General features: G+C 60.4%; 21 protein-coding genes and 1 tRNA gene. 8 read left to right on the top strand and 14 right to left on the bottom strand.

The window, feature by feature from the left end; genetic code table 11:
* Positions 1 to 146: 146 nt before the first annotated feature.
* The 3 genes from ABK249_RS01695 to ABK249_RS01705 are packed head-to-tail and all read right to left on the bottom strand — an operon-like array spanning position 147 to position 812.
* Positions 147 to 326, bottom strand: a complete 180-nt coding sequence (locus ABK249_RS01695; protein WP_037158564.1) for a hypothetical protein — start codon at positions 324 to 326, stop codon at positions 147 to 149.
* Between the two features lie 9 nt (positions 327 to 335).
* Complete coding sequence (locus ABK249_RS01700; RefSeq protein ID WP_227701964.1) at positions 336 to 614, bottom strand: hypothetical protein; 279 nt, start codon at positions 612 to 614, stop codon at positions 336 to 338.
* A 12-nt stretch (positions 615 to 626) separates the two neighbouring features.
* Positions 627 to 812: a hypothetical protein gene (locus ABK249_RS01705; RefSeq protein ID WP_348862028.1), complete on the bottom strand. Its 186-nt coding sequence runs from the start codon at positions 810 to 812 to the stop codon at positions 627 to 629.
* Positions 813 to 1,048: 236 nt separating this feature from the next.
* On the opposite strand from ABK249_RS01705, the gene ABK249_RS01710 reads away from it, so the two are divergent.
* Genes ABK249_RS01710 through ABK249_RS01720 form a run of 3 tightly spaced genes read left to right on the top strand, consistent with a single transcriptional unit; the run spans position 1,049 to position 4,988 of the window.
* A complete protein-coding gene (locus ABK249_RS01710; RefSeq protein WP_348862029.1) occupies positions 1,049 to 2,296 on the top strand; it encodes an NAD(P)/FAD-dependent oxidoreductase in 1,248 nt (415 codons plus the stop codon).
* Between the two features lie 33 nt (positions 2,297 to 2,329).
* Positions 2,330 to 3,688, top strand: a complete 1,359-nt coding sequence (locus ABK249_RS01715) for a glutamine synthetase family protein (RefSeq protein ID WP_348862030.1) — start codon at positions 2,330 to 2,332, stop codon at positions 3,686 to 3,688.
* Between the two features lies 1 nt (position 3,689).
* Complete coding sequence (locus ABK249_RS01720) at positions 3,690 to 4,988, top strand: NAD(P)/FAD-dependent oxidoreductase (protein ID WP_348862031.1); 1,299 nt, start codon at positions 3,690 to 3,692, stop codon at positions 4,986 to 4,988.
* 9 nt (positions 4,989 to 4,997) lie between these two features.
* On the opposite strand, the gene ABK249_RS01725 is transcribed toward ABK249_RS01720, so the two are convergent.
* The 4 genes from ABK249_RS01725 to rirA all read right to left on the bottom strand — a co-directional run bounded on the left by ABK249_RS01725 (position 4,998) and on the right by rirA (position 8,150).
* Positions 4,998 to 5,654, bottom strand: a complete 657-nt coding sequence (locus tag ABK249_RS01725) for a TetR/AcrR family transcriptional regulator (RefSeq protein WP_037158583.1) — start codon at positions 5,652 to 5,654, stop codon at positions 4,998 to 5,000.
* A gap of 225 nt (positions 5,655 to 5,879) precedes the next feature.
* Positions 5,880 to 6,398, bottom strand: coding sequence for a gluconokinase (locus ABK249_RS01730; RefSeq protein WP_348862032.1), 519 nt, complete (start codon positions 6,396 to 6,398; stop codon positions 5,880 to 5,882).
* A 94-nt stretch (positions 6,399 to 6,492) separates the two neighbouring features.
* Entirely contained in the window at positions 6,493 to 7,524 is a 1,032-nt protein-coding gene (locus ABK249_RS01735; RefSeq protein WP_348862033.1) for an AbrB family transcriptional regulator, read from the bottom strand.
* A 155-nt stretch (positions 7,525 to 7,679) separates the two neighbouring features.
* Entirely contained in the window at positions 7,680 to 8,150 is a 471-nt protein-coding gene (gene rirA / locus ABK249_RS01740) for an iron-responsive transcriptional regulator RirA (protein ID WP_037158592.1), read from the bottom strand.
* A 216-nt stretch (positions 8,151 to 8,366) separates the two neighbouring features.
* On the opposite strand from rirA, the gene ABK249_RS01745 reads away from it, so the two are divergent.
* A complete protein-coding gene (locus tag ABK249_RS01745) occupies positions 8,367 to 9,371 on the top strand; it encodes a Fe(3+) ABC transporter substrate-binding protein (RefSeq protein ID WP_415926421.1) in 1,005 nt (334 codons plus the stop codon).
* A 117-nt stretch (positions 9,372 to 9,488) separates the two neighbouring features.
* Here ABK249_RS01745 and ABK249_RS01750 read toward each other — a convergent pair whose 3' ends face one another.
* The 3 genes from ABK249_RS01750 to ABK249_RS01760 form a co-directional block, all read right to left on the bottom strand.
* Complete coding sequence (locus ABK249_RS01750) at positions 9,489 to 9,614, bottom strand: hypothetical protein (protein ID WP_265105653.1); 126 nt, start codon at positions 9,612 to 9,614, stop codon at positions 9,489 to 9,491.
* Positions 9,615 to 9,732: 118 nt separating this feature from the next.
* Positions 9,733 to 11,229 (bottom strand): CoA-acylating methylmalonate-semialdehyde dehydrogenase, encoded by a 1,497-nt coding sequence (locus ABK249_RS01755; protein WP_227701958.1) that lies wholly within the window; start codon positions 11,227 to 11,229, stop codon positions 9,733 to 9,735.
* Between the two features lie 110 nt (positions 11,230 to 11,339).
* The gene (locus tag ABK249_RS01760; RefSeq protein ID WP_348862034.1) at positions 11,340 to 12,236 is read right to left on the bottom strand and encodes an NAD(P)/FAD-dependent oxidoreductase; all 897 of its coding nucleotides are present in this window, start codon (positions 12,234 to 12,236) and stop codon (positions 11,340 to 11,342) included.
* A 132-nt stretch (positions 12,237 to 12,368) separates the two neighbouring features.
* Here ABK249_RS01760 and ABK249_RS01765 point away from each other — a divergent pair, with 132 nt between their 5' ends.
* Positions 12,369 to 12,803 (top strand): Rrf2 family transcriptional regulator, encoded by a 435-nt coding sequence (locus tag ABK249_RS01765; RefSeq protein WP_037158598.1) that lies wholly within the window; start codon positions 12,369 to 12,371, stop codon positions 12,801 to 12,803.
* Between the two features lie 66 nt (positions 12,804 to 12,869).
* The gene (locus tag ABK249_RS01770) at positions 12,870 to 13,751 is read left to right on the top strand and encodes a LysR family transcriptional regulator (protein WP_348862035.1); all 882 of its coding nucleotides are present in this window, start codon (positions 12,870 to 12,872) and stop codon (positions 13,749 to 13,751) included.
* A 99-nt stretch (positions 13,752 to 13,850) separates the two neighbouring features.
* On the opposite strand, the gene ABK249_RS01775 is transcribed toward ABK249_RS01770, so the two are convergent.
* The 3 genes from ABK249_RS01775 to ABK249_RS01785 all read right to left on the bottom strand — a co-directional run bounded on the left by ABK249_RS01775 (position 13,851) and on the right by ABK249_RS01785 (position 14,977).
* Positions 13,851 to 14,096: a helix-turn-helix domain-containing protein gene (locus tag ABK249_RS01775; RefSeq protein WP_037158604.1), complete on the bottom strand. Its 246-nt coding sequence runs from the start codon at positions 14,094 to 14,096 to the stop codon at positions 13,851 to 13,853.
* Positions 14,097 to 14,327: 231 nt separating this feature from the next.
* Positions 14,328 to 14,404 (bottom strand) — tRNA-His (locus ABK249_RS01780).
* A gap of 126 nt (positions 14,405 to 14,530) precedes the next feature.
* A complete protein-coding gene (locus tag ABK249_RS01785) occupies positions 14,531 to 14,977 on the bottom strand; it encodes a phasin (RefSeq protein WP_037158607.1) in 447 nt (148 codons plus the stop codon).
* A 236-nt stretch (positions 14,978 to 15,213) separates the two neighbouring features.
* On the opposite strand from ABK249_RS01785, the gene ABK249_RS01790 reads away from it, so the two are divergent.
* Both ABK249_RS01790 and ABK249_RS01795 read left to right on the top strand, forming a co-directional pair.
* On the top strand, positions 15,214 to 19,038 hold the full coding sequence (locus tag ABK249_RS01790) for an ATP-binding protein (protein WP_348862036.1): 3,825 nt from the start codon (positions 15,214 to 15,216) through the stop codon (positions 19,036 to 19,038).
* Positions 19,039 to 19,152: 114 nt separating this feature from the next.
* The gene (locus tag ABK249_RS01795) at positions 19,153 to 20,751 is read left to right on the top strand and encodes an ABC transporter permease (protein WP_348862314.1); all 1,599 of its coding nucleotides are present in this window, start codon (positions 19,153 to 19,155) and stop codon (positions 20,749 to 20,751) included.
* 257 nt (positions 20,752 to 21,008) lie between these two features.
* Here ABK249_RS01795 and ABK249_RS01800 read toward each other — a convergent pair whose 3' ends face one another.
* A complete protein-coding gene (locus ABK249_RS01800) occupies positions 21,009 to 22,961 on the bottom strand; it encodes an acetoacetate--CoA ligase (RefSeq protein WP_348862037.1) in 1,953 nt (650 codons plus the stop codon).
* Between the last annotated feature and the right edge of the window lie 102 nt (positions 22,962 to 23,063).

Here is a 23,063-nt window from a genome sequence, read left to right on the forward strand (position 1 = left end):
TTTCGACCCAGAGATGTTCTTGAACGACGACACGTACGGGAATATGCGCTGTGATCGCATATAGGTTCGAGAGCGCCCGCAGGGGAAAGAAATAAAAATCCTATAGGAATTCTACCCCTTTCCGCGAGCCACAGCCGCAGTCGCTCTCACGCCGATAATGCCCGGGATATCAGCGTCATGGCATAGGCCAGGCCGAGTATCGCCAGCATGACCAGAAGTATGCCGAGGATGATTTCGGAGGCATGCAGGCGGCCTGAATTGCGCGGATCGAAGACACGGAAACGCGGGTAAACATGACCGCGTATGTGATTGAGGGGATGCAGCATGTGTTCACCTCACGCCCGGCCGGCAATCTTCATCCTCGGGCTCATCGCCCGGTTCTCGAAGGCCGGACCGAGGCTCAATATCATGTGATCCGGCAGGCAATAAACGGCGCCCGGAAGATGATCGCTTTCGAACATGGCGAAATGCACTGCCGAGGCGCGATCGGTGAACAAGCCGCCGACGCGACCTTCGCGATCGGAGACGACCCAATGGCCGCCCGCATCACGGCCGACCATGAAACGCACGCCGAACGCAGGAAGCTCGGTCTTCGCCATCGCTCTGTTATTCATCGTAATTCTCCTTCAAGCAGCCATGAGGGCGATTGCACCGGCCGCGCAGAACCCGATGCCCATGACACCGAGAAGCCTCATGAAGATGCCGAGGTTCTGATCGGCGGGGCTGCGATCCGGAATGCGCTCCTCACGACGGCATGCGTCCTGTTCCGCAAGATGCTGCGCCAGATAAAAACTCCCCAAACGGCCAAACATTTCAGGTCACTCCTTCTTGGGACTTGGCCCACGCGGCGGAGATGTCGCGGGGCGGCATCGAATCCGATGCACATCCGAAAAGGTAGCGATGGCCTCATAGGCTTTCGATTGGACGCTGAAGGCGAAGAAATAGGGAACTCATAGGAGCCTTGTTGATTTTTCATTTGCGCTGCAACATCGAGGGCGGCATGTTCGAAATCTTCGAACTATAAAAGAATGGGAATGGAAATCAGATCATGACAGCGGATGCGATCGTGCTGGGGGCCGGCATCATCGGCGTTTCAACGGCATTGCAACTGGCGCGGCGCGGTAAATCGGTGGTGCTCGTCGACCGGAAGGAATCGGGCCTGGAAACCTCTTACGGCAATGCCGGTCTCATCCAGCGCGAGGGTGTCGTGCCTTACGGCTTCCCGCAGCAGTTCGGCCTGATCCTGCGCTATGCATTGAACAATCGCATCGATGCGCATTACCACTGGAGCGCGCTGCCGTCCGTCTCGTCCTTCCTGGCAAAATACTGGTGGCACTCCAATCTCACGCGGCATCAGCTCATTGCGCGGGCTTACGCGCCCCTGATCGAACATTCGATCTCGACCCATAACGAATTGATCGAGGAAGCAGGGGCGCAGGACCTGATCGCCAAGAACGGCTGGACGGAGGTTTTCCGAACCCGTGCGAAACATGATGGGGAGATCAGGGAAGCGGAACGGCTGAAGGCCGAATACGGCGTGGCATTCAAGGAGCTGTCTCCTTCCGAGATCGCGGCCCAGGAACCCAACCTTTCGAACGATTTCGTCGGCGGACTGAAGTGGGAAGATCCCTGGTCAGTCAAAGATCCGCTTGCGCTGACGCGCGCCTATGTGGCGCTCTTCGAAAAGCTCGGCGGACGGGTGCTGAAGGGTGACGCGAAGAGTCTCTCGAAGACAGCGACCGGCTGGCGCGTCGTTGCCGGAGACGGCACCGTCGAAGCGAAGGACGTCGTCGTGGCGCTCGGCCCCTGGTCGGACACGGTCACCAAGCCGCTCGGCTACAATTTCCTGGTCGGCGTCAAGCGCGGCTATCACATGCACTATGGCACACAGGGCAATGCCAAGCTTAACGGCTGGACCATGGATGCCGAGCGCGGCTATTTCCTGGCTCCCATGAACCAGGGCATAAGGCTGACAACGGGAGCGGAATTTGCTCGACGCGACGCGCCGAAAACGCCGGTCCAGGTGGAACGTGCCGAAGCGGTCGCCCGCACTGTCTTCCCGCTTGGCGAACGCCTCGACAAGGAACCGTGGATGGGCGCCCGCCCCTGCACGCCGGACATGATGCCGGTGATCGGCAAGGCGCCGCGACACGAGGGCCTATGGTTCGCCTTCGGACACGCACATCACGGCCTCACCCTCGGGCCGGTGACGGGGCGGGTCATTGCCGAAGCAATTACAGGCGAGAAGACGCTGATCGACATTTCTGCCTACCGCCCGGAGCGTTTCAACGCCTAGCTCTGCTCAAGAGAGTGGGCTATCTGATATCGCATGGATGATATCAGCACCGCCCAGATCTTTTTCGAGAGCAACCCGGACATCGAGGTCCTCGAGGCCTTCGTCGTCGACGTGAATGGCGTGCCGCGCGGAAAGTGGATTCCGCGTGAGCGCGCGCTGGATGTGCTGGCCAAGGGCATGGCGATGCCGCGCTCGGTCTATGCGCTCGATGTCTGGGGCCGCGACGTGAATGCCGCCGGACTAGCCGAAGGTACGGGCGATCCGGACGGCATCTGCTTTCCAACCGCCGGGACACTTTCGCGTGTCACCTGGCTCCAGCGACCGACGGCACAGGTGCTGCTCGGCATGCGGGAGCCGGATGGCAGCGGCTTTTACGGCGATCCGCGCCAGGTATTGGCCAATGTGCTCACGGGATTTTCCAGGCTTGGGCTGACGCCGGTCGTTGCAACCGAACTCGAATTCTACCTGATCGACCCGGTACGCTCGGCGCTCGATCCGGTGCGCCCGCCGAATTCGCGCGAAGGCCGCTGGCACACGGGGCAGACACAAGTTCTCTCGATCTCCGAACTGCAGGATTTCGAAGAGGTCTTCCACGGCATTGCAAGCGCCGCCCGCGCGCAGGGCATCCCCGCCGATACGACACTGCGTGAAAACGGTCCCGGCCAATACGAGATCAACCTCAACCACGTGCCGGATGCGCTGAAAGCCGCCGATTACGCCGTTCTGCTGAAGCGTATCGTCAAGGGCGTGGCGCGTGCGAACGATCTCGATGCCACCTTCATGGCCAAGCCCTACGGCACCCAGGCCGGCAGCGGCATGCATGTGCATTTCTCACTGATCGACGAGACAGGCCGCAACGTCTATGTCGACGAGGACGGGCCATCGGAAATGCTGCTCCATTCCGTCGGGGGGCTGCTGGAGAACATGAGCGAGAGCATGGCGATCTTCGCCCCGCATGCCAATTCCTATCGCAGGCTCAGGCCAAGCGAGCATGCGCCAACCTACGCGTCCTGGGGTTTCGACAACCGTTCGGCGGCGGTGCGCGTCATCACCGCCTCGAAGCCCGCAACCCGCATCGAACATCGCGTCGCGGGAGCGGATACGAACCCCTATCTGGTGCTGGCGATGATCCTCAATGCGGCGCTTTCCGGCATCAAGGAAAAGCGCAATCCCGGCGGCGCGATCACCGGCGACAAGCATGCGATCAGCCACGAGCCGCTGCCGACCAATTGGGACTATGCGCTCCAGCAATTCTCCCGCTCGACTTTCGCCTATGCCACGCTCGGACCCAAATACCGGGCGCTCTACACAGCCTGCAAGCAACAAGAAATTTCGGAATTTTCGCTGCGCGTCACCGACGTGGAATACGACGCCTATATCCGGACGGTGTGAGATGGCCTTCAAGACCAGCGATAACCCTCGGCACACGGATTCCTGGTACGCCGCATCCGCGAAAGACAAGCGCATCCGCCCTCCCCTCGAAGGCGAGGTGGAGGCTGACGTCTGCGTGATTGGCGCCGGTTTCACCGGCATCTCGGCGGCACTCGAACTTGCCGAACGCGGATATTCCGTGGTTGTCCTAGAGGCCGAACGCATCGGCTTCGGCGCCTCCGGGCGCAATGGCGGTCAGATCGTCAACGGCTACAGCCGCGACCTCGAAACCATCGCCGCGCGCTACGGCCGCGACAAAGCCGTGAAGCTTGGCGAAATGTCACTTGAAGGCGGCGAGATCATACGCGGACGCGTCACCAAATACGGTATCGACTGCGATCTCGTGCACGGCGGCTTTTTTGCCGCCTTCACGGAAAAACAGATCCGGGAGATGGAAGCCCACAAGGCGCATTGGGAAGAGCACGGCCATACAGGGTTGGACATGGTCTCAAAGGCAGATGTCGGCAAATACGTGAAGACCGACCGCTATGCCGGCGGCATGATCGACAGGCTCGGCGGCCATATCCATCCGCTCAACCTCGTGCTCGGCGAGGCGGCGGCGGTCGAATCCCTTAACGGGCGCATCTTCGAAGGCTCGCGGGTGACTGGCGTCGACGCGGGCGAAAAGCCGATAGTCCGAACTGACAGGGGCTCGGTCAGGGCGTCCTACGTGCTCGTCTGCGGCAATGCCTATCTGGCACCCCAGTTTCCGGAAATCAGCGGCGGGATGATGCCGGTCTCCAGCCAGGTCATGGCGACCGAGCCGCTCGAACCGACGCTGATCGAGCGCCTGCTCCCGGCCAACTACTGTGTCGAAGACGCCAATTATATTCTCGACTACTACCGCCGGACCTCGGACAACAGGCTGCTGTATGGCGGCGGTATCGGCTACGGCGGCCATGACCCGAAGGACCTGACGAGCGTCATCCGTCCCAACATGCTGAAGACCTTCCCGCAGTTGACGGACGTAAAGATCGACTATGCCTGGAGCGGCAATTTCGCCCTGACGCTAACGCGCATCCCGCATATGGGCCGGGTTTCCGACAAGATTTACTTCTCGCACGGCGATAGCGGCCATGGCGTCACAACCACGCATCTCCTGGGCAAAATCCTCGGCGAGGCGGTTGCAGGGCATGCGGAACGCTTCGATATATGGGCATCGCTACCCAACCTGCCCTTCCCCGGCGGCCGGACGTTCCGCGTGCCGCTTACCGTGCTCGGCGCCTGGTGGTACGGGCTTCGTGACCGGTTTGGTTTTTAATCGGAGAGATCAGGCGGTGGCAGGAAAGCTCCCGATGAAATAATAGGTCGTTTGGGTGCGAATGATGGACTTGAACTGCGTCATGATCTGCCTTGCCTCGCCGTCCGGCACCGAGAGAGCCAGACGGAGCGTTGCGCCGGCCATGTGGAACATCACGAGCAGCGCGCGCGAATAGTTCTCCCGAAGAGCTTCGCTCACGAATTGCTCCGTCGCCTTGTAGAAGGCTTCCGCCTGAAGGCGTGTTTCCGTGATATCCGGATCGCCCAGAGCCTTATCCGCCTGGATGGCGTTCAGAAGGTCCTGGGTCGACGGTTCTCGACGGATCTTATGGTAATAGAGATCGAAGAGGCTCTCCGTCGCATCCAAGGCGTCCTCCGCCGTGGCGATCTTTTCGATCTGCTCAACCGCGAACGAACGCACTTCCTCGACATAACGCTCGTAGAGCATCGCGATGATGGCGGATTTGTTCGGAAAATACTGGTAGACCGATGCGATTGGCCCGCCGGAAAGAGCGGCGATTTCCTTCATGGTCACTGAATCGATGCCTTTCCGGCCGATCAGTTCCATCGATACCTTCAATATCTCATCTATACGCTCACGACTTCTTTCCTGTTTCGGTATCCGGCGAAGGGAGCCCCGCCTCGGCCCTTGCGTCGAATCTGGCATCCGCAAACCGTCTCCTCAAACACCTGCCACTCGATGCGTTCACGGAGACCCCGGCAATTTTCCGCGGTCCTCATGAAATTGCATAGACACAAAAAGTGTTTCTTCATACGGCGGCCGAAGAGCTTCGGATCATAAGCCACTAAATTTTTTTAAGAATACTTCCCTGCTGACGCCCAAGACATGGAGTCAAGAAAATGTGATTATAAATCATATTATTAATGCGCGTCATATCTTGGCGAGCTGGTCCAAAGCCTTGTCGACGATGGCGTCCAGACTTGCATCGATATCCACCGTCACCACCCCCGGCTCCCCTTCCGGGCTTTCCAAAGTCGCAAGCTGGCTCTGAAGCAGCGACGCAGGCATGAAATGGCCGGTGCGGGCGCCCATCCGCTCTTCGAGCACCTTCGGATCACCAGTGAGGAAAACGAAACAGAGAGAGCCGCCACTCGCCTGCTTCAACCGGTCCCGATAGGCCCTCTTCAGCGACGAACACGTGGCCACGACACTTTCACTGCGGCTTCGTGCTTCGGCAACTTCCTTGCCGACCAGATCGAGCCAGGGCCACCGGTCATCATCGGTGAGCGGAATGCCCTCAGCCATTTTCGCGACGTTTGCTGCGGGATGCAACCGATCCCCCTCCACGAAGCTGCAATCGAGCCGCTTGGCGAGCAGTTCGCCGACCGAAGTCTTTCCCGATCCGCTGACGCCCATGACCACGATGGCTGTCGGTTCTTTCAAGCTCATGGATTGATGCACTCTTCTCATATTTCAGGATCAATAACGGATATCCGGCTTTGCCGATGCGTCACAAGCCCCTGGGCATGCGAATTTCGCAATCTCAGCGCTGCCGGGCCTCCTTGCCGAGTACCAGAGGCATCAACACCGAAAGGAACATCAACCGCAGGACATGGTGAGCACCGACATAGGTCGGGTCCGCGTGCAGCATCACCGCCATGGCCGCCATGGTTTCCAGCCCGCCAGGTGCGAAAGCGATCAAGGCAGCATCGAGCGGGACGCCGGTGAGATAGGACACACCGCCGGCGATTGCCGCCGCAAGCACGGTCACCACGACCGTCACGACGCCGCCGGCCACGAAAGCGACGCGCAGCTCGCCGATCGACACGCCACAGAAGCGCGTGCCGATGACCGAACCGAGGATGACATAGGTAGGAATCAACAGCCAGTTCGGTACGCCGCCACTGACAAACCCCGTTATATGCGTGCTGATCGAAACCGCCACGCCACCGAGAAGCAGCGCCGCCGGCAATCTCCAGCGCAGGAAAAGCATCCCGAGAAGAGCCGACACCGCAAGCGTCGCAATGAGGACGGGCACACTCATGACATGGGGCGGCAGGGCAGGTTCCGCGCCGACAAGACCGAAAATTTCCACGATCAGCGGGGTGGTGATCGTCAACGCCAACACCCGTACGCTCTGGGCAACGCTGACAGTCCGCAGGTCGCAATGGGTTTCGGCCGCAAGGCTCAGCACATAACTCAGATGACCTGGAGAGGACGCGAGAAGCGCTGTAACTCGATCGTAGCGGAAGAATCTCTGCAGCATCCAGCTACTGACGTAAAGCAGAATGACGACCGCCACCGGGACCATGACGAAACTCGCCGGCCAGGTGCGGGCCGCGACAATCACCTCGGGCGTCACGCTGGCCCCCATCGACACGCCGATGATGACAAAACAGACATTGCGGACCTCGGCCGGTACCGTCAGCCGCAAACCAGTAAGTCCGGCAACGGTGATGGCGACAGCAGGCCCGATCAGATAGGGAGCCGGAAAGGCGACGGCAATTGCGATCAATGCGCCGGCGGTTCCGATCAGCGCAGTCAGCGCAGATGCGCGCAGTTCCGAAAACGACATTCCGAAGATCCTGAAGGCGCCACAGGAAAGAAGGCAAAGAGGGTCAAACGCCTCGCTTCTTCTATTGCAATTGCGAAGAAGGTCAACCTCGGGAGAGCCCAAATCAAAAGGCGCCGCTCTCGGAGACGGCGCCTCAAAAATTGATCTTGCCTGGATCAGGCGGCCGGTGCGGCCAGCTTTGGCATGTGCAGATTGTCAAGACCGAGCAGGAAATTGATCTGCGGACGCGCCTTGACGAGATCATCGATCGTGTATTCCGCAAGCACGTCGAAGAAAGCGTTGAGCGCCTTTCGGAGAGCCGAATTCAGTCCGCAGCTATCGACAAGCGGGCATTCCGCGACGCCATCCTCGAAGCATTCCGCCATCGCGAAACTATCTTCCGTGACCTTCACGACATCGAAAAGCGTGATGCGATCAGCGCTGCGGCCAAGCCTCACGCCGCCGTTGCGGCCCCGTACAGTCTCCACCAGACCGGCCTTGGTGAGTGGCTGGAGGATCTTGAAGAGGAACAGTTCCGAAACTCCATAGGCCCTGGCAATCTCGGGAATGCGGCTCAGATGGCCTTCATTGGCAGCGCAATACATCAGCATCCGCACTGCGTAATTAGTCTGTTTGGTCAAACGCATGCTGGTCTCCCGAGTGTCGTACCAACCCTATATAGAGGCTTACCTAGTTTTGAACAATTCCAAAATAGAAATTTGTGATCAAGTTTTCCGCCTTCCTGAGGGCGCCACCATTGACGCCGAATTCAAATCATGAATTTGTCCATCAACATAAAAGCAACCCAAGGAGGATTTTCGATGTCCATTTTTCCGATCATTCGGCTTTCTGCACTTTTAGGTATGTCTTCGCTGACGGCAGCGCCGACCGCATTGGCTGACGGTGAAGTCAACATCTATTCCTACCGGCAGCCGGACCTCATCAAACCGGTACTGGACGCCTTCACCAAAGAGACCGGGATCAAGACCAATGTTCTCTTCCTCGACAAGGGCCTTGTCGAACGCATTCAGGCGGAAGGCGCCAATTCTCCGGCCGACGTGATCATGACGGTCGATATCGCGCGACTGATGGAAGCGAAGGACGGCGGCGTCACCCAGCCGGTGACGGACAACGAAACCATCAACAAGGACGTGCCGGCGAACTTCCGCGATCCACAGGGCGAATGGTTCGGCCTGACGACCCGCGGCCGCGTCGTCTACGCCTCCAAGGAACGTGTTTCGGAGGATGCCATCACCTATGAAGAGCTTGCCGATCCGAAGTGGAAGGGCAAGATCTGCATCCGCGACGGCCAGCATTCCTACAATATCGGCCTCTTTGCCTCGATGATCGCCGCCCATGGTGAGGACTATACCGAGAAGTGGCTGACCGATCTCAAGAACAACCTCGCTCACAAGCCAAGCGGCGGTGACCGTGACCAGGCCAAAGCCATCCTGGCAGGCGAATGCGACATCGCGCTCGGCAACACCTACTATGTCGGCCTGATGCAGACCAACGAGAAGGAACCGGAGCAGAAGGATTGGGCTGCCGCAATCAAGATCCTCTTCCCCAATGCTGCCGATCGCGGAACCCATGTAAACATTTCCGGCATGGCACTCGCCAAGAATGCGCCGAACAAGGACAATGCGCTCAAACTGATGGAATTCCTGGCTTCCGGCGACGCGCAGAAGATCTATGCCGAACAGGTCTACGAATATCCGGTCATGCCGGGCGCGGAGCCTTCCGATGTCGTCAAAGCCTGGGGGCCGATCAAGCCCGACACGCTGCCGCTTTCCGACATCGCCGGCAACCGCAAGAAGGCTTCGGAACTGGTCGACAAGGTCGGCTTCAATGAAGGCCCGGAAACCTGAGGAACGCCTCGCACCCGGAAGCCGCCGGGTGGCCGATTTACCGTGAACCTGACGGCCGGCGCTATCACAGCGCCGGCTTTTTCGTATCGTGACGCCGGTTTCGGAATAACTGCATATTTACCGGATCAGCGTGGCCGCTACCCACACCGGAATTGCGGTGACGCATGCAAAGATCAGGAAACCAAGACCTTTTCTGATCCAGTAGGCGCGCCGGGCGCGCTTCTCATCCCACTCGTAAACCATGGCACTCCCCGTCCCAGCCGAACGCTAAATTAGGACAGAGAAATTAAACGTCAACGGTGGAACGCAAGCGGGCTCCCGAAGGAGCCCGCACAGGAAGGAACTGCGATACCCGCCTCGCCTACCTCATTACCGGCATCACGAACTCCGCACCGTCCTTGATGCCGGATGGCCAGCGGGCCGTGATCGTCTTGGTCCTGGTCCAGAACTTGATTGAATCCGAGCCGTGCTGGTTCAGATCGCCGAAGCTCGAGGCCTTCCAGCCGCCGAAAGAATGGTAGGCGAGCGGTACCGGAATCGGCACATTGATGCCGATCATGCCGATATTGATACGGCTTGCGAAATCGCGGGCGGCATCGCCGTCGCGGGTGTAGATCGCAACGCCGTTGCCATACTCGTGTTTCATCGGCAGCGACAGCGCTTCCTCGTAATTGTGGGCGCGTACGACCGAGAGGACGGGACCGAAGATCTCGGTCTTGTAGATCTCCATCTCGGGAGTGACGTGGTCAAACAGCGTACCGCCGACGAAGAAGCCGTTTTCATAACCCTGCAGCTTGAAGCCGCGGCCATCGACCACCAGCTTGGCGCCTTCCTCGACGCCCTTGCCGATCAGGCCGTTGACGCGGGCATAGGCTTCCTTGGTGACCAGCGGACCCATATCGGCCTTCTCATCGGTATAGGGGCCGATGCGCAGCGACTCGATCTTCGGGGTCAGCTTCTCAACGAGGCGATTGGCCGTTTCTTCACCGACCGGAACGGCAACCGAGATCGCCATGCAGCGTTCGCCAGCCGAACCGTAACCTGCACCCATCAGAGCGTTGACGGCCTGGTCCATGTCGGCATCCGGCATGATGATCATGTGGTTCTTGGCGCCGCCGAAGCACTGGGCGCGCTTGCCGTTCATCGCCGCCGTGCCATAGACGTAACGGGCGATCGGGGTGGAGCCGACGAAGGAGACCGCACCGATATCCGGGTCGGCCAGAATCGCGTCGACGGCGGCCTTGTCGCCGTTGACGACGTTGAGGACGCCAGCCGGCAGACCTGCCTCGATCATCAGTTCGGCAAGCCTCAGCGGCACGGACGGATCGCGCTCGGAAGGCTTCAGGATGAAGGCGTTGCCGCAGGCGATCGCCGGCGCGAACATCCACATCGGGATCATGGCCGGGAAGTTGAACGGCGTGATGCCGGCGCCGACGCCGACCGGCTGGCGCATGGAATACATGTCGATCTGCGGACCTGCGCCCTCGGTGAACTCGCCCTTCTGCAAATGCGGGATGCCGCAGACAAATTCGCAGACTTCCAAACCGCGGACGATATCGCCCTTGGAATCCTCGACCGTCTTGCCGTGCTCGCTCGAAAGAAGCGTCGCGAGCTCATCCATATGCTGGTTCAGCAAATCGACGAACTTGAAGAAGACGCGGGCGCGGCGCTGCGGATTGGTGGCAGCCCATTTGACTTGCGCCGCCTTGGCGTTCTCGACCGCCGCGCGGATTTCCGAAACATCGGCCAGCGCGACCTTGGCCTGGACCTCGCCGGTCGCCGGGTTGAAGACATCGGCCGTACGGCCGCTGGTACCGGCGACACACTCGCCGCCGATGAAATGTCCGATCTCACGCATGGTGGTTCCTCCGATCTGTTCTGACCTTGGAGGATACCCCCGGAATTACACAAGGCAACGCCGTAGTTCACGCATCCGTTGTGCAAATTTCGACATCATGGCGGTCAGTTTCACTCCATGACAAGCGAACGATGCGCATTGACGCCGGCCCGGACACCCGCTGCACTGGCCAGCGTCCCATTGTGCATCGGGCTTGCGGCATCCCCCGCCGCAAACAGCCCGTCGATGCTGGCCGCACCCCATTCGTCAGTGCGGATATACGGCCCCTGCGGCCCCTCCTCCATCGCCGCCCCGAGCATCTCGGCGAGCGGCGAGGCTGGCCTGACTCGCGTCTGCACGAACAGCGCCTTGACCGGAACAGAGCGGCCGTCGGCAAGCTCGGCAGCTTTCAGCGCCCCGCCTTCGGCGACGAGCCGAACCAGTTTCGAGTGCTCCAGCTTCGCTCCTCGACCTTCGATCGCCTGGAGATCATCGGCGGAAAACTCCACGCCCGGCTCGACGAATACGGTCGTCTCACCCCAGTCGGGGAGCAGCATCGCCTGATGCTGGGCAAGCACCGAGGATGCCAGGAGGCCGATCGGCCCGCCGCCGATCTCGTAGCCATGGCAATAGGGGCAATGCAGAACGTACCTGCCCCAGAGTGATGCGAGACCGTCAACTTCCGGCAGGATATCCTCAACCCCGACGGCAAGGATCAGGCGGCGGGCACCAAATATCCGGCCGTCATCAAGCGTCACCCGGAAGCCACCGGTACTCCGCTCTGCTGCCCTTGCCACGCCGGTAATCTCGCTAAAGGCCGGATACCGTCGCAATTGCATGAGCGCGGTCTGCCGGATTGCCGCCGGCGAAACCCCATCCTGTCCCAGGAAACCATGCGAGGCTTCGGCAAAACGGTTTCGCGGCTTGTCCGCATCGATCAACAGCACCCGGCGGCGAGCGCGTGCGAGCTGCATGGCGGCTGAAAGGCCGGCAAAACTGCCACCGACAACAATCACATCAAAATCCATGACGATCCCTTTCGATTTCACGTATCTTTTTATGTTACGATTCTCCTGCTGACACAAGACATGTAACAAAACTTGTTGCAAGATTGACGTTGCCCTAAGGTGGACAACCAACATTGCGGAAGGACGTTAGATATGAGAGGCGACAGCCGGCTATCACGCATGCTGCACGTGTTGATTCATCTGGAACGCGGCGGCGGCCCGATGACATCCGAGATGATCGGCCGCATGCTGAACACCAATCCGGTCGTCGTGCGCCGGACGATGGCGGGCTTGCGTGAACGGGGCTACGTGCAGTCCGAAAAGGGCCATGGCGGTGGCTGGACGCTCGCCCGCCCCTTGGACAAGATTACCCTGCTTGACGTCTACGAGGCGCTCGACCGGCCGGAATTGTTCTGCCTCGTGCCCTCCTCGGACCATGCCGAGTGCCTGGTGGAGATCGCCGTCAACGACGCCCTGGACAAGACCCGCCGCGAGGCGGAGGAACTGCTTCTCAGCCGCTTCGCAACTATCAGGCTCTCACAGATCGCCGACGACTTCGAGACAAAGATGGCGGCTCTCGCACGCTGATCCAGCTTGCCCTCCTTCCGGCTGCTGCTAAAACGGCTGTGCAAAATTCGACATCCGGAGGCCGATTTGAACTGGGATGATGTGCGTATGTTCCTGGCGGTTGCGCGTAGTGGCCAAATTCTGGCCGCCTCGCGCCGGCTCGGCATCAACCATGCGACGCTCGGACGCCGGGTGACGGCACTGGAGGAAGACCTGCGCACGCGGCTCCTCGTCCGCCGCACGAACGGCTGCGAATTGACGGCCGAGGGCGAGATCTTCTTCCGCGCCGCCGAGCGGATGGAAACCGAAATGCTGGCCGCCCAGGCCTCGACCGGTCGGATCGACACGGCGATTGCCGGGACGGTGAGAATCGGCGCCCCGGACGGTTTCGGCGTCTCCTTCCTCGCTTCACGGCTGGGGCGGCTTACGCGCCGGCATCCGGAACTGAAACTGCAACTCGTGCCGGTGCCACGGTCCTTTTCGCTTTCCCAGCGCGAGGCGGATATCGCAATCACCATCGAACGCCCGGAACAGGGACGACTCGTCTCATCCAAACTTACCGACTATACGCTCGGGCTCTACGCCTCAAAGGCCTATCTCGACCAAGCAGGCATGCCTCATAACGTCGAGGATCTCAAAGGCCATCCGCGCATCGGCTATGTCGAGGATCTGATTTTTTCGCCCTCACTTAATTTTACCGGTGAGGTGATGCGCGACTGGGATGCGAGTTTCGAGATATCAAGCGCCATCGGCCAGACGGAAGCAGTGCGTTCCGGCGCCGGCATCGGCATCCTGCACGATTACGTGGCGCGGCAATATCCGGAACTGATCCGCGTGCTGCCGGAGATCGTCATCCGGCGATCCTACTGGACCACCTACCACGAAACGACGCGCGATTTGATGCGGCTGCGCACCGTCGTGGCGTTTCTGAGGGAACTGGTGGATAAGGAAAGGTCCATTTTCGTGTGACCGGGAAGCACAGGAATGCCTATGGGTCAGGCCCGCGGTCACCAGGAGCCGCTGCGGAAAAAGGGGGCCGGCCGCCGACGCGGCCGGAAAACCTGAAAATCAGACAGGCAGAAATTTAGAAACAGGAACCTGCAGGGCTGCCGCGATGCGCCTCAACTTGGCCGGATCGGCATCCATGCCGTTCTCGATGCGGACGATCTCGTCACCGACGAGACCGGTCGTAATGGCGAGTTCCTCGATACTGTAGCCCACGGCACGGCGCGCTTCGGCAACGGCGGCGGCAATATGCTGAGGAGAAAGCTGGGTTCCGTTCGCGGATGCGAAATTATTGATAGAAATCGTCATGCTGGTGACTCTCCTTCTGGAAAGGCCTGCCGGATAAACCGGGCAGGTGAAGGGGGCGGCTGCCCAAGACGCAGGTGTCCAAAAATTTAGGCACCCGCTGGCGCATAGATAGGCATGCTGGCGATCTTGACAAGATCTTATACTGCACTGCACAAAAATGTGTTCGATTTTGGCTTAAAAGATGGCGACGAGAGAAAAAGCGCCAAATTCACAAGGGGTAGACAGATAAAATGGTACGGTTGGGTGGAGTTGAACCACCGACCTCAGGTGCCACAAACCTGCGCTCTAACCAACTGAGCTACAACCGCACAAGAAGCCGCCGAAGCGGTATTGTGGGTCACATACGGCCATCGAGTTTTTTTTGCAAGCCCCCTCCCACAAATAGAAGAGGCCGGAGCGGGCTCCGGCCTCTTCTTAAAAAACCAATTCCAACATCAAGCAGCCTTGAAGGTTGCCATGACCTTTTCGGCAGCGTCCTTGCCCGGCTTCGCAACGTCTTCGGCGAGCTTGCGGGTGGCGTCCTGCAGGGACTTGGCCTGCTCGACGGTGACTTCAGCCTGCTTGCGGATGTAAGCTGTCTGCAGTTCGATCAATTCGGAAACCGACTTCACGCCGAGCAGCGCTTCCATATGCGAGAGCGACATGTCGGCATTGGTGCGCATTACGTCGATGGCCTTGAGGCCGAGCTCGACAGAGCCCGCCTGGGCCGACTGCAATGTGGTCTCCACCGTTTTGGTGGCTTCCTCGGCAGCCGTCTTCATCTTAGCATAAGCTTCGCGAGACTGGGTGGCGCCCTTTTCAGCAAATTCACGGAAGCCTTCAGTCAGCTTGGCCGGATCGAAAGCGGAGAAAGAAAAGATGTCGTCAGTCTTGTATGCCATCGTTTCAGGTCCTCGTTGGCGTTTTCTTCGGCACAACCGAAGCTCTCGTGCCTCTTATATAGTCGATGTCATTGTGCGTTGCAATATCATTGTGCGCTGCACAATTAACAATTTCCGAAATTAACCCTATCGCAGGTTTGGGTATCGCCGCTCTCGACCCGAATGCGGTGGGGGGTTATTAACAATCTGTTAAATTCCGCAGAAATACGGTCACAAACGCCCTATAGGTTTCACTCATGTCCGCAGTTCAATACCCGTTCATTGATATTGCCGTGCATGAACGCGTGCGCGATCGCTTTGCGGCGGGCGAAGCGATCGTGCTGTTCTCCCCCGACATGAAGAGCCCGCTCTGGGCCAATGGTCGGGGTGCCGATCTTTTCGGCTTCGACTCCATCTACGACTTCCTCGACCAAGGACCGAATCGCGTCGACATCGCCTTCCGCCAGACGGAAGTGGCGGCGCGACAGCTTGGCATGGTCGGCGATATCCGCCATTTCACCATCCGTGTCCCCTCAGGCTTCCAACGCGTTCCGGTACAGGCCGTCTGCGAGCTTATCCAGGTCCAGGGCAAAACGGCGGTCTTGTTCAGTGCGCCGGTGGAAAAGGGGCAACTGTCGCCGCTGGCCTGCGCCACCCGCATGATCGAGGGCTTCGATGACCCCGACACCCATATGGCGGTCATCGACGAGAATGGCGACGTGCTTGCCGCATCCACCGAGTTTGCTGGTCTCGGCGTCACGGCCCAGACGGCAAGGATGCTGACCATCATGGCAGGCAGCGATCCCGCCCGTCTCGTCAAGCGGCCGATCCCCACCACGAAGGGCTATCTGCCGGCCGCCATCGGTAAACTCTCCGACAAGCCGGCTCTGCACCTCCTCTTCACCGTCGAGACCACGCATGGCCGATCCGCGACGGAAACCGGCTATGAACCGAGACAGGCGGCACCGGCTATCCCGGCCAGTGATGCAGCTACGGAAAGCGTGACTGATCCTGCCGCCACAGAGGAACTTGCTCCTTCCGTAGCCGTCGAGCAGAACGATGATTTCACGGTTGAGGCCGTGCCAATCGATGCCTATGAGGAAGCGATTGCCGCCGTTTCCGAGATCGAAGACCCAGAGGAACCGGAAGAGGAAATCTCGCTCGAAACCGGTGGAGATCTGCAAGCCTCTCAGCCGGCGCCTGCCCATCAGGAGCCCATGATACAGGCCGCACAGGAGACGACCGACCAGACCTTATCCACCGCATCCGCCGATGGAACGGCAGACATAGTGGAACCGACGGAGGAACTCGTTCCGGACACGGAGACTACAGAGGTCGTTGCGGTCGAACAGGCTGCACCCGCAGCAGCAATCGATGCCGAGTCCGCACCGAGAACACCCGTGGTCCGCACTCTTACATCCGAACCGTCGGCCTTCGCCTTCCGCCGCGACGGCCGTGCCACCCGTTTTGTCTGGAAGATCGATGCGGAGGGCCGGTTCAGCGAGGTTTCGAGCGAATTCGCCGATGCAGTCGGCCCGCATGCGGCTGATATCAACGGCATGGCCTTTACCGATCTCGCTGCGCTCTTCCATCTCGATCCGGACGGAAAGATCGCAGAACTGCTCAACAAGCGCGATACCTGGTCCGGCAAGACCATCTGGTGGCCGGTCGAGGGAACATCGCTCATGGTGCCGGTCGATCTTGCCGCCTTGCCGACTTATACGCGCACCCGCGAGTTCGACGGTTTCCGGGGGTTCGGCATCGTGCGGATCGGCGACGCGACCGAGGACCCGAACGCAATCGGCCTCACGCTGACCCGCACCGTACCGGAGGACGCCGTCGGGCCGGAGACAGATACGACCGCAGAACCGATTGAGACCTTGCAGGAAGCGCCTGAATTGCAGGCGGAAGAGATCACCCTCCAGCCTGACGAAGAAAACGCCGCCGAAGAGCGCTCTTCGGATCGGCCATCGGAGGAGGCTCAGGCGCCCGCGTTCGGCGGACAGGCCCCCTCCCTGCTCGACTGGCCCGAAGGCGAACGCCCTGCGCTTAAGATCGTGGAAAATCCTGGCCGTCGCCATTCCGACAAGGTGATCCAGCTCGAAGAGCGGCGCTCCAATCGCCGCGATGGATTGACGCCCGGCGAGCAGGCTGCATTTCGTGAGATTGCCCGCCAGCTTGACGATTTCGTCGGCCGACGCGACGAGGAAACGCCTGAAACTCCGGCTGAACCGGAAACTCCCGCCGTGGAGCGGACCGAACCGGTTGCAAAGGGGGCCGAAACGCCGCAGGGCGAAGGCTTCAACCTTACAGCACCCGAAGCGGTTGACGATGCTTCGCCGGAAAGCCTGATCGAGGCGCAGGACACATCGAAAGAGCAGGCCGCTCTCGAAGAAGAGATTTCCGACGCCGAAGCGGCGGCTTTCGCAGGGGCAGCGAACGAGGCTTTGGCCGATATGCCGAACGGGCCAGCCGAGGACAGTGAGACGGCTGCGGAAGAGCCGGCAGACCTGCAACCGGAGTTTTCCGACCGCGAGATCCTGAACCGGATGATCCCGGTGCGGGAAAGGATCGGTTTTTCCGCCGAAATCATCGACCAGATGCCGGTCGCGCTTCTGATACATAGCGGCGACCGGCTGATCCACGGCAATCCGGAATTCCTACGGCTCACCGGCTATGCGTCTATCGATGCACTGGTGGAAGTCGGCGGCCTTGACGCGCTCCTGCAGCGCCAGGATTTGGAAGGCAAGACGACGGAGGCCGGCGGCATGGTCGTCGTGCGGGCCGACGACGTCATCGTACCGGTGACGGCCCGCCTGCAGTCCGTCCGCTTTGACGATACAACCGCGCTGATGCTGGCCCTGATGCCCGTCTCCGCCGAAAGTTCGGCAATATCCGAGAGCGGCGAAGCGAGCGAGGTCATCCCGATTCGGCCCCTGCGGCCCGCCGACCAACTGGCAAGGCTCCAGGTCGAAGTGGAGGAGTTGCGCGCCATCCTGGAAACGGCGACCGATGGTGTCGTGATCATCGGCGCGGAAGGCGATATCCGTTCCCTGAACAGGGCGGCGAGCGCGCTTTTCAACTACGACAACGAAGAAATCAACGGCAAACCCTTCGTCACGCTCTTTGCGCATGAAAGCCAGCGGGCCATTCTGGATTACCTCAGCGGGCTTTCGGGCCACGGCGTCGCGAGCGTGCTGAACGACGGCCGCGAGGTGATCGGCCGCGAGGCATCGGGCGGATTCCTGCCGCTCTTCATGACGATCGGCAAGCTCACCTCCTCCAACGGCTACTGCGCCGTCATCCGCGACATCACCCAGTGGAAACGCACGGAAGACGAGTTGCGCACCGCCAAGCGTGCCGCCGAAACGGCGAATGCCCACAAGAGCGAGTTCCTCGCCCATGTGAGCCATGAGATCCGTACGCCGCTCAACGCGATCATCGGCTTCGCCGACATGATGGCGACCGAGCGCTTCGGGCCGATCGGCCACCCGCGCTACGTCGAATATGCCAACGACATCGGCCGCTCGGGCCGGCATGTACTCGACATCGTCAACGACCTGCTCGATATTTCCAAGATCGAAGCGGGCGAGATGGAACTCGATTTCGTCTCCGTCGGCCTCAACGAGACTGTTTCGGAAGCCGTTTCGCTGGTGCAACCGCAGGCAAACAGCCAGCGGGTGATCATCCGCACCGCGCTGTCGCATGCCGTGCCGCCTGTCGTCGCCGATCTTCGCTCGATCAAGCAGATCGTGCTCAACATCCTGTCGAACGCCATCCGCTTCACGCCTTCGGGCGGGCAGATCGTCGTCTCGACGGCCTACGAGTCGAACGGCAACGTGGTGCTGCGCATCCGCGATACGGGTATCGGCATGACCCGCTCGGAACTCGAGCTTGCCATGAAGCCGTTCCGGCAGGTAGCAGGCAGTTCCCGCAGGCGTGGCGACGGCACCGGGCTTGGCCTGCCGCTCACCAAGGCGATGGTGGATGCGAACCGGGCCGCCTTTGCGATCACCTCCGCGCCGAACGAGGGCACGCTGGTGGAAATCAGCTTCCCCTCGCCAAGGGTGCTTGCGAACTGAGCCGGCGCGCTTTAGCACTCCTCCTATAAAGAGGAGTGGAGTTTGCAGGTTTCAGTATCTCCCGTCGTGGCGCCAAAAGCGCGTCAGCCACGCCGATCGTTGTCCTTGATCGCGATGGGGATAGCGGTCATCGTCGCGATGCCGATCCTGGCCATCATCTGGATTGCCGCATCGGGCGGCGACGACACTTGGCAGCATGTGATCGCCAACGTCGTGCCGCGCGCCGCTGGCAGGACTATCCGGCTGCTGTTCTTCACCGGAATGGTGACCGCCATTTTCGGCATTCTTACAGCCTGGCTGGTGACGAGCTTCGAGTTTCCCGGTCGCCGGCTGCTCTCCGCCGCCCTGGTGCTGCCGCTTGCGATCCCTTCCTATCTTGCCGCCTACGCTTTCGGAGAATTCCTGGATTTCACAGGGCCCATGCAGACCTGGTACCGGCAAATCTTTGGTTACCGGACAGCCCGCGACTATTGGTTTCCGGATATCCGCTCGCTCGGCGGAGCGGTGCTCGTGCTTTCTTCCGTGCTTTACCCCTATGTCTATCTCGCCTGCCGATCGATGTTCATGATGCAAGGACGCGCGGCCGCCGATGTCGCGCGCACGCTCGGTGCCGGACCGCTTCGCGTATTCCTCAAGGTGCAGATACCGATGGCACGGCCGGCGATCATGATCGGCCTGACGCTGGTGATGATGGAGACGCTGAACGATATCGGCGCGGTGGAATTCCTCGGCGTCAATACGCTGACCTTTGCGATCTATGATACCTGGCTCAACCGCGGCAGTCTTTCCGGCGCAGCGCAGATCGCCGCCATCCTGCTGCTCTTCGTCGCTGTGGTGATCCTCATCGAGCGCACCGCCCGCCGCCAGCAACGTTTTGCAGGCAACAGGACGACCGCGCCTGCCAGTGGCGTCACCCGGCCGCAGCTTCCCCGAACAAGGGCCTGGCTCGCGACCGCCTTCTGCGCCCTGCCTGTGGCGATCGGCTTCCTCATCCCGTTCCTGGTCATGGGCCGCTTTGCAGTGGCACGCATCCAGGACTTTGCCGATCCGCGGCTCATCAATGCATTCTGGAACAGCGTCGCCGTCTCGGCGGCGGCGGCTCTCTGTGCGGTCTGCCTTGGCTTCATCCTCTCCTATGCCGCCCGCAGCGAACGATCCGCTTTGACGGGCTTTGCCGGACGGGCTGCTTCTCTCGGCTACGGAGTTCCGGGTACGGTGCTGGCCATCGGCGTTCTCATTCCGCTTGCCGGCTTCGACAATGCCGTCGACGGCCTCCTGCGGACCAGCTTTGGAATTTCGACCGGACTTCTGCTTTCGGGCACCGGATTTGCGATCGTCTATGCCTGCACGGTACGGTTCATGACCATGGCGGAGGGCAATCTCGATGCCGGCTTTCAGAAACTTTCGCCGCATCTCGACATGGCGGCTCGTGCGCTTGGTCGGAACCGCCGCCAGACGCTGTGGTCAGTGCTTCTACCCAACATGCGCCCCGCACTGCTGACCGCTGCACTCTTCGTCTTCATCGAAACGATGAAGGAACTGTCCGCGACGATCCTGCTTCGCCCGTTCAACTTCAACACACTTGCGACACTCGTCTACGAAGACGCCTCGCGAGCGAGGATCGAAGATTCATCTGTCGCCTCAATCATCATCGTCCTGGCCGGACTCATTCCCGTAGTGCTGGTTTCGCGATCCCTGGACAAATTGCATTAAGTCACGACAGCAACCTAAAAGTGCAGACCATTTCAAAAGAAAGGCAGCCAAAGCTGCCTTTAAAGTTAAATGCTGTCCAACGAGGGTCGGTGGAGACATCATGTCTATGAAAGCTCGCGGCTACGCGCCTTCCATACACCGGATGAGTCCATGTTGCGCCACTTTTGATCAATGCGGCTTAACGGGAGGTTAACGGCGCCCATTTTTGGGAATTTCCCTCCGGGATGCATCATCCTGACACACCTTGATGCCCGCATTCAGTTCTTCAATTCGGCAAGGCCGGCGAACAGGTCGAGCGCTTCCGGGTTGGCGAGAGCTTCCTTGTTCTTGACCGGCCGGCCATGCACCACGTCGCGGACCGCCAGTTCGACGATCTTGCCCGACTTGGTGCGCGGAATATCGGTTACCTGGATGACCTTGACCGGCACATGGCGGGGCGAGGCGCCGGTGCGGATGCGGTTCTTGATCGCCTTGACGAGATCATCGTCGAGCGTGAGGTCACGGGCTAGGCGGACGAAGAGAATGACGCGCACGTCATCATCCCAATCCTGGCCGATGCAGATCGCTTCCGCGACCTCTTCCATCTGCTCCACCTGATTGTAGATCTCGGCCGTGCCGATGCGCACGCCGCCGGGATTGAGCGTCGCGTCCGAGCGGCCGTGGATGACGATGCCGCCATGCTCGGTCCACTCGGCGAAATCGCCGTGGCACCAGACGTTGTCGAAACGCTCGAAATAGGCTGCGCGGTATTTCTTTCCATCCGGGTCGTTCCAGAACATGACCGGCATGGAAGGGAAGGCCTTGGTGCAGACGAGTTCTCCCTTCTCTCCCCGTACCGGTTTGCCGTCGTCGTTCCAGACATCGACGGCCAGACCGAGACCAGGCCCCTGGATCTCGCCACGCCAGACGGGCTTCAGCGGATTGCCGAGCACGAAACAGGAAACGATATCGGTCCCCCCCGAGATCGAGGCCAGATGCACATCACTCTTGATGCCTTCGTACACAAAGGAAAAGCCTTCCGGCGAGAGCGGCGAACCCGTCGAGGTCATCAGCCGAAGCGCCGAGAGATCATGGCTCTCTTTCGGCACGATACCACCCTTGCGCACGGCATCGATATATTTTGCCGACGTGCCGAATACCGCAAACCGCTCATCCTGCGCATAGTCGAACAGCACATTGCCGTCCGGTGCGAAAGGCGAGCCATCAAACAGGCAGAGCGTGGCGCCGACCGCAAGGCCGGAGACCAGCCAGTTCCACATCATCCAGCCGCAGGTGGTGAAATAGAAGAGCTTTTCGCCGGGCTCGATACTGCAATGGAAGCGATGTTCCTTCAGGTGCTGCAGGAGCGTGCCGCCGGCCGAATGGACGATGCATTTCGGCACCCCCGTCGTGCCAGACGAAAAGAGGATGTAAAGTGGATGCGAGAAGGGCAGCGGCTCGAATTCGATCGCCTTCGCCTCGAAGGGCGCCGTGAAATCCGCAAGCGTCCGGCCATCGGCAAGCGAGGCGGCCAGCGCCGGCGCATCGCCGGCATAGGGCACGACGAGGACCGGTGCCTTCAGGACCACGGAAACCGCCTTCACCTTGGCGGCGACATCCTGAAGTTTGCCGTTGTACCAGTAGGCATCGCAGGTGATGAAGAGCTTCGGACCGATCTGGCCGAAACGGTCGAGCACGCCCTGCTCGCCGAAATCGGGCGAACAGGAGGACCAGATCGCGCCGATCGAGGCGGTGGCGAGCATGCATGCGATCGTCTCCGGCATGTTGGGCATCATGGCGGCGACACGATCGCCCTTTTCTATGCCGAATGCCCTGAAAGCCTGCTGGAGGCGGGAAACTTCCTCGCGCAGCCTGTCCCAGGACCAGCGGTAGCTCACTTTGTCCTCACCGCGGAAGATCAGCGCGTCACCCGCGCCGGTTCCGGTCAGAAGGTTCTCGGCGAAGTTCAACCTCGCATCGGGGAAGAACCGGGCGGCGAGCATATCCTCACCGTCGATCAGCGCGCGAGCCCCCCGCTCGCCTCTGACGCCACAGAATTCCCAGACCGCCGACCAGAAATCGCCGCGCTCCATGATCGACCACGTGTAAAAAGAATCGTAATCCGGAAAGCTCTTTCCATAGCGCTCCGCACACCATTCCATGAACTGAAAAAGCGGCGTCTTCTGCTGCGCTTCCTTCGAGGGGCTCCATAGCGGCTGTTCGTTGCCCATTCCCAATCCTCCTCCCATCCGTGTACTGCGAGCGCGAAGCCCAAGCGTCGGCCTGTATAGCATGTTGCACCGCATGATAAAGAGGACAGCAGCAGGACGTGG

Origin of the sequence: Neorhizobium phenanthreniclasticum, assembly GCF_040066075.1 — a bacterium.
Taxonomy (GTDB): domain Bacteria; phylum Pseudomonadota; class Alphaproteobacteria; order Rhizobiales; family Rhizobiaceae; genus Neorhizobium; species Neorhizobium petrolearium.